Annotated in this window: 13 protein-coding genes and 1 tRNA gene; all 14 read right to left on the bottom strand. The window is 63.2% G+C overall.

The window, feature by feature from the left end; genetic code table 11:
* Nucleotides 1-13: 13 nt before the first annotated feature.
* Complete coding sequence (gene nuoL, locus HW466_RS11940) at nt 14-2,068, bottom strand: NADH-quinone oxidoreductase subunit L (protein ID WP_059448005.1); 2,055 nt, start codon at nt 2,066-2,068, stop codon at nt 14-16.
* A gap of 17 nt (nt 2,069-2,085) precedes the next feature.
* Nucleotides 2,086-2,391 carry an NADH-quinone oxidoreductase subunit NuoK gene (nuoK, locus tag HW466_RS11935; RefSeq protein ID WP_004185739.1) on the bottom strand — a complete coding sequence of 102 codons (306 nt, stop codon included), beginning with the start codon at nt 2,389-2,391 and terminating at the stop codon, nt 2,086-2,088.
* Between the two features lie 18 nt (nt 2,392-2,409).
* The gene (locus HW466_RS11930; protein WP_059448006.1) at nt 2,410-3,060 is read right to left on the bottom strand and encodes an NADH-quinone oxidoreductase subunit J; all 651 of its coding nucleotides are present in this window, start codon (nt 3,058-3,060) and stop codon (nt 2,410-2,412) included.
* 114 nt (nt 3,061-3,174) lie between these two features.
* Nucleotides 3,175-3,663: an NADH-quinone oxidoreductase subunit NuoI gene (nuoI, locus tag HW466_RS11925; RefSeq protein WP_011885529.1), complete on the bottom strand. Its 489-nt coding sequence runs from the start codon at nt 3,661-3,663 to the stop codon at nt 3,175-3,177.
* A 15-nt stretch (nt 3,664-3,678) separates the two neighbouring features.
* Nucleotides 3,679-4,746 carry an NADH-quinone oxidoreductase subunit NuoH gene (nuoH, locus tag HW466_RS11920; RefSeq protein ID WP_059448007.1) on the bottom strand — a complete coding sequence of 356 codons (1,068 nt, stop codon included), beginning with the start codon at nt 4,744-4,746 and terminating at the stop codon, nt 3,679-3,681.
* Nucleotides 4,747-7,077: an NADH-quinone oxidoreductase subunit NuoG gene (gene nuoG / locus HW466_RS11915; protein ID WP_059770865.1), complete on the bottom strand. Its 2,331-nt coding sequence runs from the start codon at nt 7,075-7,077 to the stop codon at nt 4,747-4,749. It lies immediately after the preceding gene.
* Between the two features lie 84 nt (nt 7,078-7,161).
* Nucleotides 7,162-8,472 carry an NADH-quinone oxidoreductase subunit NuoF gene (nuoF, locus tag HW466_RS11910; protein ID WP_059448009.1) on the bottom strand — a complete coding sequence of 437 codons (1,311 nt, stop codon included), beginning with the start codon at nt 8,470-8,472 and terminating at the stop codon, nt 7,162-7,164.
* Nucleotides 8,469-8,954, bottom strand: coding sequence for an NADH-quinone oxidoreductase subunit NuoE (gene nuoE, locus HW466_RS11905; RefSeq protein WP_006478266.1), 486 nt, complete (start codon nt 8,952-8,954; stop codon nt 8,469-8,471). The genes nuoF and nuoE overlap by 4 nt, the downstream gene beginning before the upstream one ends.
* Nucleotides 8,955-9,122: 168 nt before the next feature.
* Nucleotides 9,123-10,376 (bottom strand): NADH-quinone oxidoreductase subunit D, encoded by a 1,254-nt coding sequence (locus tag HW466_RS11900; protein ID WP_059448010.1) that lies wholly within the window; start codon nt 10,374-10,376, stop codon nt 9,123-9,125.
* Nucleotides 10,377-10,385: 9 nt separating this feature from the next.
* Nucleotides 10,386-10,988, bottom strand: a complete 603-nt coding sequence (locus HW466_RS11895; RefSeq protein ID WP_059502607.1) for an NADH-quinone oxidoreductase subunit C — start codon at nt 10,986-10,988, stop codon at nt 10,386-10,388.
* 21 nt (nt 10,989-11,009) lie between these two features.
* Entirely contained in the window at nt 11,010-11,489 is a 480-nt protein-coding gene (locus HW466_RS11890; protein WP_006398799.1) for a NuoB/complex I 20 kDa subunit family protein, read from the bottom strand.
* 62 nt (nt 11,490-11,551) lie between these two features.
* Nucleotides 11,552-11,911: an NADH-quinone oxidoreductase subunit A gene (locus HW466_RS11885; protein WP_059448012.1), complete on the bottom strand. Its 360-nt coding sequence runs from the start codon at nt 11,909-11,911 to the stop codon at nt 11,552-11,554.
* Nucleotides 11,912-12,065: 154 nt separating this feature from the next.
* Nucleotides 12,066-12,150: transfer RNA gene (locus HW466_RS11880), tRNA-Leu, on the bottom strand.
* A 109-nt stretch (nt 12,151-12,259) separates the two neighbouring features.
* Nucleotides 12,260-12,637, bottom strand: a complete 378-nt coding sequence (gene secG, locus HW466_RS11875) for a preprotein translocase subunit SecG (RefSeq protein ID WP_174905839.1) — start codon at nt 12,635-12,637, stop codon at nt 12,260-12,262.
* Between the last annotated feature and the right edge of the window lie 4 nt (nt 12,638-12,641).

The raw sequence follows: 12,641 nt of genomic DNA, 5'->3' as shown, positions 1-12,641 counted from the left end.
TTGTCCCCCCGCCTTATTTGCCGCCGAGCGTTACAAACAGGGTCAGGAGCCCCAGCATGCCGATGATCATGGCGAACGCGTAGTGATAGATGTAACCGGATTGGAGGAAGCGGATCACGCCGGCGAACCAGCCGATGAACCGGGCGCTGCCGTTGACGAGGCCGTCGATCACGACGACGTCGCCTTCCTTCCACAGGCCGCGGCCGATCGCCACCGAACCACGGGCGAACACCACTTCGTTGATCTTGTCCATGTAGTACTTGTTGTCGAGCAGCGTGTAGATCGGACCGAACGCGCGGCGGATCGACGCCGGCAGCTCCGGACGCTTCAGGTACAGGAACCACGCGACGACGACACCGGCGAGCGCCAGCCACACCGGCAGGCCCGACACCGAGTGCAGGCCCATGCCCACCCAGCCGTGGAACTCTTCGGCCATCTCGGCCAGTGCCGGATGGTTTTCGCCGATGAAGATCACCTTGTCGAATGCGACGCCGTGCTGGAAGAAGTCGCCGAACAGCATCGGGCCGATCGCGATCGCGCCGATGATCACCGACGGAATGGCCAGCAGGACCAGCGGCACCCACACGACCCACGGGGTCTCGTGCGGCTCGTGCGCGTGGTCGTCATGACCGTGGCCATGGCCGTGATCGTCGTGACCGTGCGCGGCCGCCATGCCCATCGGCGATTCCGGATGCTTCGGCTTGCGGAAGCGCTCTTCGCCGTGGAACACCAGGAAGTACATGCGGAACGAGTACAGCGCCGTGACGAACACGCTCGCGACGACCGCGAAGTATGCGAAGCCCGAACCCGGCAGGTGCGACAGCTTCACCGCGTCGATGATCGAGTCCTTCGAGTAGAAGCCCGAGAAGAACGGCGTGCCGATCAGCGCGAGCGAACCGACGAGCGACGTGATCCACGTGATCGGCATGTACTTGCGCAGGCCGCCCATGTTGCGCATGTCCTGGTCGTGGTGCATGCCGATGATCACCGAACCGGCGCCGAGGAACAGCAGCGCCTTGAAGAACGCGTGCGTCATCAGGTGGAACACGGCGACCGGGTAAGCGGACACGCCGAGCGCGACGGTCATGTAGCCGAGCTGCGACAGCGTCGAATACGCGACGACACGCTTGATGTCGTTCTGGACGATCCCGAGGAAGCCCATGAACAGCGCCGTGATCGCACCGATCACCGTGATGAACGACAGCGCGGTATCCGACAGCTCGAACAGCGGCGACATGCGCGACACCATGAAGATGCCGGCCGTCACCATCGTTGCCGCGTGAATCAGCGCGGAGATCGGGGTCGGGCCTTCCATCGAGTCGGGCAGCCACACGTGCAGCGGGAACTGCGCCGATTTACCCATCGCGCCGATGAACAGGCAGATACAGGCGACGGTCAGCAGGCCCCAGTCGGTGCCCGGGAAGTGCAGGCTTGCGAGCTCGGCACGCTTCGCGAACACTTCGCCGTAGTTCATCGAACCCGCGAACGCCAGCAGCAGGCCGATGCCCAGCAGGAAGCCGAAGTCGCCCACGCGGTTCACGAGGAACGCCTTCATGTTCGCGTAGATCGCGCTCTCACGCGTGAAGTAGAAGCCGATCAGCAGGTACGACACCAGACCCACCGCTTCCCAGCCGAAGAACAGCTGCAGGAAGTTGTTGCTCATCACGAGCATCAGCATCGAGAACGTGAACAGCGAGATGTACGAGAAGAAGCGCTGGTAGCCGTCTTCTTCCGACATGTAGCCGATCGTGTACACGTGCACCATCAGCGAGACGAAGGTCACGACGACCATCATCATCGCGGTCAGCGAATCGACGAGGAAGCCGACTTCGAGCTTCAGCGAGCCGACGTTCATCCATTCGTAGACGGTCGCATTGAAGCTCGCGCCGCCCATCACGTCGACGAAGACTTTCGCCGACAGGAGGAACGCGATCAATACGCCGAGGATCGTGATCCGGTGTGCGCCCTTGCGCCCCACTGCGTTCCCGAACAGCCCCGCAATCAGCGAGCCGGCCAGCGGAGCGAGCGGAATCGCCAGCAGCAGGTTTTCATTGAGTGTCGTTGACATAACAGCGTTGCCTGAAATTAACCTTTGAGCTGATCGAGATCCTCGACATTGATCGTGTCGAGCTTACGGAACAGGGTCACCAGAATCGCGAGACCGATCGCGGCTTCCGCTGCGGCGACGGTCAGCACGAAGAACACGAAGATCTGGCCGTGCACGTCGCCGAGGTAGTGCGAGAACGCGACGAAGTTGGTGTTCACCGCCAGCAGCATCAGTTCGATCGCCATCAGGATGATGATGATGTTGCGGCGGTTCAGGAAGATCCCGACGATCGCGATCGCAAAGAGGATCGCGCCGAGCACGAGGTAATGAGCAAGAGTCAGCATGGTTTTCCTTTCCTCCGCTTAGCCGTTGGTGCTCGTACCGGCTTCGCTCTGCGCCGTTTCCGGCTGCGGCTTGTCCGCTTCCATCTTCACGAGGCGCACGCGGTCGCCGCGGCGCACCTTGACCTGATCCGACACGCGCTGGCGCTTGCTGTCCTTGCCCTTGCGCTCGGTCAGCCCGATCGCGGCAATGATCGCGACCAACAGCACCAGGCCGGCGATTTCAAACGCGAAGATGTAGTCGGTGTAGATCACCTTGCCGATCAGTCGCGTGTTCGACCAGTCGGCCATCGCGCCCGTCGCCATTGCGTGCACCGTGTTCGTGTCGCCGTAGCCGCGCCACAGGATCAGCGCGGTCTCGACCACGATGATCGCGCCGACGACGGTCGCCATCGGCACGAAGCGCTTGAAGTCGCGGCGCAGGTAATCGATGTTGATGTCCAGCATCATCACGACGAACAGGAACAGCACCATCACGGCGCCCACGTACACCAGCACCAGCAGGATCGCGAGGAACTCCGCCTCCAGCAGCATCCAGATCGCGGCGGCGTTGAAGAACGCCAGCACAAGGAAAAGCGCAGACGCCACCGGGTTGCGCGAAGTGATCACCTTCAGCCCTGATACCACCAGGAGCAGCGCGAAGATGTAGAACAGTACGGTCGTGAATTCCATGATTACCGGTTCATCGTTAGGCCATAGTCAGGCGCGGCTTGCGGGACGCTCTCGCGTGCCGCACCCGTCGCGGCGGCTCGGCCCGTTGATGCCGGGCCGGCACTGCAAACACAATCAACGATACGGCGCGTCGGCGGCCTTCGCCGCAGCGATGTCCTTCTCGTAGCGATCGCCCACCGCGAGCAGCATTTCCTTCGTGAAATACAGATCGCCGCGCTTTTCGCCGTGGTACTCGAGAATCTGCGTCTCGACGATCGAATCGACCGGGCAGCTCTCTTCGCAGAAACCGCAGAAGATGCACTTCGTCAGGTCGATGTCGTAGCGCGTCGTGCGGCGCGTGTTGTCCGCGCGCGTTTCCGATTCGATCGTGATCGCCATCGCGGGGCACACGGCCTCGCAGAGCTTGCACGCGATGCAGCGCTCTTCGCCGTTTTCATAGCGGCGCAGCGCGTGCAGCCCGCGGAAACGCGGCGAAATCGGGGTCTTCTCTTCCGGGAACTGCACGGTGAACTTGCGCCGGAACGTGTAACGACCGGTCAGCGCGAGCCCCTTCAGCAGTTCCGTCAGGAAGAAGGTCTTAAAGAAGTGTTGGATTGCCGTCATGATTTCGTCCGATCTTTACTTCACCCAGATGTTCAGCGGCGACATCATCCAGAAGCCGACCACGACCACCCAGATCACCGTGACGGGCAGGAATACCTTCCAGCCCAGACGCATGATCTGGTCGTACCGGTAGCGCGGGAACGTCGCGCGCACCCAGATGAACACCGACAGCAGCGCGAATACCTTCAGCACCAGCCAGAAGATGCCCGGAATGAACGACAGGAATTCGAACGGTGCGTCCCAGCCGCCGAGGAACAGCGTCGCGGCCAGCGCCGAGATCACGATCATGTTGATGTACTCGGCGAGGAAGAACAGCGCGAACGCCATGCCCGAGTAATCGATCATGTGACCCGCGACGATCTCCGACTCCCCTTCCACCACGTCGAACGGGTGACGGTTCGTTTCGGCGATGCCGGACACGAAATAAACGACGAACGCCGGCAGCAGCGGCAGCCAGTTCCACGACAGGAAGTTCACGCCGTGGCCGGCGAAGAAGCCGTGCTGCTGCGAGCCGACGATTTCCGACAGGTTCAGGCTGCCGGCCGTCATCAGCACGAGCACGAGCGCGAAGCCCATCGAGATTTCGTACGAGACCATCTGTGCCGCGGCACGCATCGCGCCGAGGAACGCGTACTTCGAGTTCGACGCCCAGCCGGCGAGAATCACCGCATACACGCCGATCGACGAAATCGCCATTGCATACAGCAGGCCCGCATTCACGTTCGCGAGCACCGCTTCGGCCTGGAACGGAATCACCGCCCACACGGCAAACGCCGGCACGACGGTCATGATCGGCGCGATCAGGTACAGCCAGCGGCTCGCCGCGCTCGGCTGAATGACTTCCTTCAGCAGCAGTTTCAGCACGTCGGCGATCGGCTGCAGCAGACCGCCGGGGCCGACGCGGTTCGGGCCGAGACGCACGTGCATCCAGCCAATCAGCTTGCGTTCCCACAGAATCAGGTACGCGACGCACAGCAGAATCACGACGGCGACGACGAGGATGCGCACGAGGGCCCACACCGTCGGCCACGCGACGCCGAGAAGCTGGGCTCCGCCCGCGTTGATCGTATCGAACAAGCTCATTTACGCCTTCTCCACCACCAGTTCACCGGACAGGCTGCCGAGCGCTGCGCCGGCAGGCGTCGCCGCCGACACGCGAACGACCGTCTCCGCAAGATTCGCGTCGCGCACGGCCGGCAACTGCACCGCACGCTCGCCCTGGCGCACGCGCACCGCGTCGCCTTCCTTCAAGCCCAGCTTGTCGAACAGCCCGGCCGGCAGCGCTGCGACATTCGCAGCCTTCGCGGCGGCCGTCAGGTGCAGCGCACCCGCGCGGCGCACGAGTGCGTCGGCATGATAGATCGGCACGTCGGCGAGACGCTCGAAGCCGCCGTTCGCCGCAGCTGCCGCGGCGCGCGCCGGCGCGACCGACGTCTGGTTCGACAGACGGTTCGCGACGCCTGCGTCGCCGAGCGCCGCGAGACGCACTTCTTCCGCCGTTTCGTATTCGAAGTTCGGCAGGCCGAGCAGGCTGCCGAGCACGCGCAGCACCTTCCACGCCGGACGCGTGTCGCCGAGCGGGCGCACGACGCCGTTGAAGCTCTGCACCGAGCCTTCGGCGTTCACGTACGTGCCGGCCGTTTCCGTGAACGGCGCGATCGGCAGCAACACGTCCGCATGGTCGAGACCATGCTTGAACGGCGACATCACGACGACCATTTCGGCCTGGTTCAGCGCGGCAAGCGCCTGTGCCGGATCGGCGGTGTCGAATTCCGGTTCGACGTTCAGCAGCACGTAGCCCTTGCGCGGCTGCGCGAACGCTTCGCGCGCGTTCAGGCCGCCTTCGCCCGGCAGGGCGCCGACGACGTGCGCGCCGACCGTGTTCGCCGCTTCCGTCAGGAAGCCGAACGTGGCGCCGGTGTTGTCGGCGATCCACTGTGCGACGGCGTGCAGTTTCGCGAATTGCGGGTGACGGACGGCCGCGTTGCCGAGCAGCACCGCGCGGCGCTGGCCGTTCGCGAGCGACTGCGCGACAGCTTGCGCTGCGGGCGATGCGGCGACGCCGGCGAGCGCGTCGGGCAGCGCGACGCCGCGCAGTTGCGCGACGGCCGCGGCGATGCCGGCCAGTTCGTCGAGCCATGCCGACGGCGCGGCGACGATGCGCTTCGCGGTCGGAATCAGCGAGTCATCGGCGGTCGCGTGCAGGAAGTGCAGCGTCGCACCGTTCTTCGCGGCTTGGCGCAGGCGAGCGGCGAACAGCGGGTGGTCGCGGCGCAGGAACGAACCGACGACGAACGCAGCATCCACGTTCGACAGTTCGGCGATCGGCATGCCGAGCCACGGTGCGCCCTGGACCGGTGCCGAGAAATCCTGCTGACGCAGACGGAAGTCGACGTTCGGCGTCTTCAGTTCGTTGGCGAGCTGCTTCACGAGGAACAGCTCCTCGGCCGTGCTGTGCGCGCTCGCGAGCATCGCCAGCGCGTTCGCGCCGTGATCCGCGGCGATGCCCTTCAGGCCCTTCGCGACATATTCGAGCGCGGTCTGCCAGTCGGTTTCGATCCACTGGCCGCCCTGCTTGAGCATCGGCTTCGTCAGGCGCTCTTCGCTGTTCAGGCCTTCGTACGAGAAACGATCCTTGTCCGAGATCCAGCATTCGTTGATCGCTTCGTTCTCGAACGGCAGCACGCGCATCACGCGGTTGTTCTTCACCTGCACGACGAGGTTCGCGCCGACCGAATCGTGCGGGCTCACCGACTTGCGCCGCGACAATTCCCACGTACGCGCGCTGTAGCGGAACGGCTTGCTGGTCAGCGCGCCGACCGGGCACAGGTCGATCATGTTGCCCGACAGTTCGGAATCGACCGTCTTGCCGACGAACGTCGTGATTTCCGAATGCTCGCCGCGGCCCAGCATGCCGAGCTCCATCACGCCGGCGATTTCCTGGCCGAAGCGGACGCAGCGCGTGCAGTGAATGCAGCGCGACATTTCTTCCATCGAGATCAGCGGGCCCACGTTCTTGTGGAACACCACGCGCTTTTCTTCCGAGTAGCGCGACGACGACTTGCCGTAGCCGACCGCCAGATCCTGCAGCTGGCATTCGCCGCCCTGATCGCAGATCGGGCAGTCGAGCGGGTGGTTGATGAGGAGGAATTCCATCACCGACTGCTGCGCCTTCACGGCCTTGTCGGACTGCGTGCGCACGATCATGCCGGCCGACACGGGCGTCGCGCAGGCAGGCACGGCCTTCGGCATCTTCTCGACTTCGACGAGACACATCCGGCAGTTGGCCGCAACCGACAGTTTCTTGTGATAGCAGAAGTGAGGAATGTACGTATCCGCCTTGTGCGCAGCCTGGATCACCATGCTGCCTTCGGGCACCTCGACCTTCTTGCCGTCTATTTCAAGTTCAACCATGATGGTGAATGGTCCTTAACCTATTTCCGCCCGTTCGCGCGTTCGCCCGACCGTGCGCTCAAATTCCGCAACCGGTGCTTCGCTTCAGGCTGCCGCCGCGTGCGCATGGCCGCCGACCATGCACTGTTTGTGCTCGACGTGGTACGCGAACTCGTCCCAGTAATGCTTGAGCATGCCGCGCACCGGCATTGCCGCCGCATCGCCGAGCGCGCAAATCGTGCGGCCCATGATGTTCTCTGCAACCGAGTTCAGCAGGTCCAGATCTTCCTGGCGCCCTTCGCCGTGCTCGATACGATTCACGACGCGATACAGCCAGCCGGTGCCTTCACGGCACGGCGTGCACTGGCCGCACGATTCCTCGTAGTAGAAGTACGACAGGCGCAGCAGCGAACGCACCATGCAGCGCGTCTCGTCCATCACGATCACCGCGCCGGAGCCGAGCATCGAGCCGGCCTTCGCGATCGAGTCGTAATCGAGATCGGTCTGCATCATGATGTCGCCCGGGATCACCGGTGCCGACGAGCCGCCCGGAATCACGGCCTTGATCTTGCGACCGCCGCGCATCCCGCCGGCGAGCTCCATCAGCGTCGCGAACGGCGTGCCGAGCGGCACTTCATAGTTGCCCGGACGCTCGACGTCGCCCGACACCGAGAAGATCTTCGTGCCGCCGTTGTTCGGCTTGCCGATCTCGAGGTAATTCTGCGGCCCGATGGACAGCAGGAACGGCACCGCGGCGAACGTCTCGGTGTTGTTGATCGTGGTCGGCTTGCCGTACACGCCGAAGCTCGCCGGGAACGGCGGCTTGAAGCGCGGCTGGCCTTTCTTGCCTTCGAGCGACTCGAGCAGCGCCGTTTCCTCGCCGCAGATGTACGCGCCGTAACCGTGGTGCGCGTGCAGCTGGAACGAGAATTCCGAGCCCATGATGTTGTCGCCGAGGAAACCCGCGGCACGCGCTTCATCGAGCGCGGCCTCGAAGCGTCGATACACTTCGAAGATTTCGCCGTGGATGTAGTTGTAGCCGACGGTGATGCCCATCGCGTACGCGCCGATGGCCATGCCTTCGATCAGCGCGTGCGGGTTCCAGCGCAGGATGTCGCGATCCTTGAACGTGCCCGGTTCGCCTTCGTCCGAGTTGCAGACGAGGTACTTCTGCCCCGGGAACTGACGCGGCATGAAGCTCCACTTCAGGCCCGTCGGGAAGCCCGCACCGCCGCGGCCGCGCAGGCCCGATGCCTTCACGTCGGCGATCACCTGCTCCGGCGGAATCTTTTCTTCGAGGATGCGGCGCAGCTGCTTGTAGCCGCCGCGCGCAACGTAGTCTTCGAGATGCCAGTTCTCGCCGTTCAGACCAGCGAGGATCAGCGGTTTGATGTGACGGTCGTGGAGGGACGTCATTTCGAGAGCTCCTCAAGCAGCTGGTCGATCTTCTCGCGGCTCATGAAGCTGCACATTCTGTGATTGTTCACCAGCAGCACCGGCGCATCGCCGCACGAGCCCATGCATTCGCCTTCCTTCAGCGTGAACTTGCCGTCGGGCGTGGTCTCGCCGAAGCCGATGCCCAGCTTCTGTTTCAGGTAGTCGGCAGTCGCTTCCGCGCCACCGTGCGGGCCAAGCTGGCACGGCAGGTTCGTGCAGAGCGTGATCTTGTGCTTGCCGACCGGTTTGAGCTCGTACATCGTGTAGAACGTCGCGACTTCCTGCACGGCGACGGCCGGCATGCCGAGATAGTCCGCGACGAACTGCATCAGTTCGGGCGACAGCCAGCCGTGCTCTTCCTGAGCGACGGCCAACGCCGACATCACGGCGGACTGTTTCTGATCGGCGGGATACTTCGTCAACGCTCGATCGATTTCCTTCAGGCCTTCAGCTGAGATCATTTTCAGACACGACTCTTTCAATTCCTACCGAACGAACAACCTGCCGCACTGCTGTGCAAGGACGGCAGACCTGGCGCTCACTGTTGACAGCTTGCGAAGCCGCGCCGGTTCAGCGCGCATCGCGTGTGACTTACTGCTCGCCGCCCGCTCGCGCGGGCGGCGCAACCATTAGCGATCGATTTCGCCGAACACGATGTCCTGCGTACCGATGATCGTGACGGCGTCGGCAATCATGTGGCCGCGCGCCATTTCGTCGAGCGACGCGAGGTGCGCGAAGCCCGGTGCGCGGATCTTGAGGCGATACGGCTTGTTGGCACCGTCCGACACGAGGTAGATGCCGAATTCACCCTTCGGATGCTCGACCGCCGCGTACGCTTCGCCTTCCGGCACGTGAAAACCTTCGGTGAAGAGCTTGAAGTGGTGAATCAAGTCTTCCATGTTGGTCTTCATGCCGACGCGCGACGGCGGCGCAACCTTGTGATTGTCGGTCATCACCGGGCCCGGATTCTTGCGGAGCCACTCAATACACTGTTTCGCGATGCGGACGGACTGGCGCATTTCTTCGACGCGCACCAGATAGCGGTCGTAGCAATCGCCGTTCACGCCGACCGGCACGTCGAAATCCATGCGGTCGTACACTTCGTACGGCTGCTTCTTGCGCAGGTCCCACGCGATACCCGAGCCGCGCAGCATCGGGCCCGTCAGGCCCATCTGCAGCGCGCGTTCCGGGCTCACGACGCCGATCCCGACCAGACGCTGCTTCCAGATCCGGTTGTCGGTCAGCAGCGTTTCGTACTCGTCGATGCACTTCGGGAAACGCGTGAAGAAGTCGTCGATGAAGTCGAGCACCGAGCCGCTGCGCGCTTCGTTCATCTTCGCGAGCGCCTTCTCGTTGCGAATCTTCGACGCCTTGTATTGCGGCATTGCGTCAGGCAGGTCGCGGTAGACGCCGCCCGGACGGTAGTACGCCGCGTGCATCCGGGCGCCGGACACCGCTTCGTACACGTCCATCAGGTCTTCGCGCTCGCGGAATGCGTACAGGAACACGGCCATCGCACCGACGTCGAGCGCGTGCGCGCCGATCCACATCAGGTGGTTCAGCACGCGCGTGATCTCGTCGAACAGCACGCGGATGTACTGCGCGCGCTCCGGCACGTCGATGCCGAGCAGACGCTCGATCGCGAGCACGTAGCCGTGCTCGTTGACCATCATCGACACGTAGTCGAGACGGTCCATGTACGGCACGGACTGGATGAAGGTCTTGTTTTCCGCGAGCTTTTCAGTCGCGCGGTGCAGCAGGCCGATGTGCGGATCGGCGCGCTGGATGACTTCGCCGTCGAGCTCGAGCACGAGGCGCAGCACGCCGTGCGCTGCCGGGTGCTGCGGACCGAAGTTGAGGGTGTAGTTCTTGATTTCTGCCATGACGCCCCCTTAATGTTTCAGACCGCCATAGCGATCCTCGCGGATCACGCGCGGCGTGATTTCGCGCGGCTCGATCGTCACCGGCTGGTAGACGACCCGCTTTTCTTCCGGGTCGTAACGCATTTCGACATAGCCCGACACCGGGAAGTCCTTGCGGAACGGATGGCCGATGAAGCCGTAGTCGGTGAGAATGCGGCGCAGATCGGGGTGACCCTCGAACACGAGGCCGTACAGGTCGAACGCTTCGCGCTCGTACCAGTTCGCGGAGGTCCAGATGTCGACGAGCGATGCGACGATCGGCAGATCGTCGTCCGGCGCGAATACGCGCAGGCGCAGGCGCCAGTTGTTCGTGACCGACAGCAGCTGCGACACGGCCGCGAAACGCGGGCCGTCGTAGGCGCCGTCGCCGTAGGTCTGGTAGTCGACGCCGCAGAGGTCGATCAGCTGCTCGAAACGGAGCTTCGGATCGTCGCGCAGCATCTTTGCGACTTCGAGGTAATCACTCGCCTTCACGACGAGCGTCAGTTCACCGATCGCTTCGGTGAGGCTCACCACGCGCGCGCCGAGCGCGGCTTCGAGGTTTGCCTTGAGGGTCTCGATTTTGCTTGCCATATTGAGGGGACGCTCGGGGCTTTATTGACGGGCGATGGTGTTGGTGCGGCGGATCTTCGCCTGAAGCTGGATCACGCCGTAGACCAGCGCCTCGGCCGTGGGCGGACAGCCCGGCACGTAGACGTCGACCGGCACGATCCGGTCGCAACCGCGGACCACCGAGTACGAGTAGTGGTAGTACCCGCCACCGTTCGCGCACGACCCCATCGAGATCACCCAGCGCGGCTCGGCCATCTGGTCGTACACGCGGCGCAGCGCGGGCGCCATCTTGTTGCACAGCGTGCCGGCGACGATCATCACGTCCGACTGACGCGGACTCGGACGGAACACGACCCCGAACCGGTCCAGGTCATAACGGGCCGCGCCCGCATGCATCATCTCGACGGCGCAACACGCGAGCCCGAACGTCATCGGCCACAGCGAGCCGGTACGCGTCCAGTTGATCAGCTTGTCAGCCGTCGTGGTGACAAACCCTTCCTTCAAGACCCCTTCGATACTCATTTGCTTTCCACTCCAGACGAGCGGCCCAGCGTGGCCGCCCATGCAAACCGGCGATTAACCCATCACTCCCAGTCGAGGCCGCCTTTCTTCCAGATATAGGCAAAGCCCAGCAGGAATTCGAGCAGAAAAATCATCATTGCGATGAAACCCGGCCAGCCGATGTCCCGGAGCGCGACGCCCCACGGAAACAGGAATGCGGTTTCGAGATCGAAGATGATGAACAGGATTGCGACGAGATAGTACCGGACGTCGAATTTCATCCGGGCGTCTTCAAATGCTTCGAAGCCGCACTCGTACGGTGCGTTCTTGTCGACGTCCGGCTTGTTGGGACCAAGGAGCTTGCCGATGCTGACCAGCGCTATACCTAAACCAGTGCCCACGAGGAGGAACAACAAGACGGGGTAATAGGCTGCGAGGTTCAAGGCAATCCTCTATCGGTTGGTTCTGAGCGTCCGGAGAATACCACTTCCGGCGGAAGGAATCATTTCGGAGTGCATGCGATCACAAGACAATCGCAAGGCACACCCCACAAATGAAAAATGCCAGCCACTAGAAGCGGCTGGCATTGAGTAACTTTGGTGCCGACGGCGAGACTCGAACTCGCACAGCTTTCGCCACTACCCCCTCAAGATAGCGTGTCTACCAATTTCACCACGTCGGCACTGCATGCAACTCGGGTTGTGCTGCTTGTTCCCGCGAATCGCTTCAAGAATTAAATTCTAACCCGAGTTCCAGATTTGTTCAACGCACAAACGCAAAAAACGAACTTTTTATTTCGGGACGTCCTGGCCCGGCGCGCTCGCTGCCGAGCCCGCGGCAGCAGATGCCGCCACGGCCGGCGCCGAAGCCGCAGGTGTCGACGCCGGCGCGGTCGCGACCGCGCCGAGCACGCCCGCCGACGGCGTCGACTTGTACGATCCGAGGTACGTCAGCGCGAGCGTCGCGACGAAGAAGACCGTCGCGAGGATGCCCGTCGTGCGCGACAGGAAGTTCGCGGAGCCCGTTGCGCCGAACAGGCTGCCCGACGCACCGCTGCCGAATGCGGCCCCCATGTCGGCACCCTTGCCATGCTGCAGCAGCACGAGTCCGATCACACCGAGTGCAGACAGCACCTGCACGACAATAATCAGCGTCTTGAATAACAGCATCACA

This window comes from Burkholderia territorii (assembly GCF_902833055.1).
Lineage (GTDB): Bacteria > Pseudomonadota > Gammaproteobacteria > Burkholderiales > Burkholderiaceae > Burkholderia > Burkholderia territorii.
This window is presented reverse-complemented; position numbering and strand designations above follow the sequence as displayed.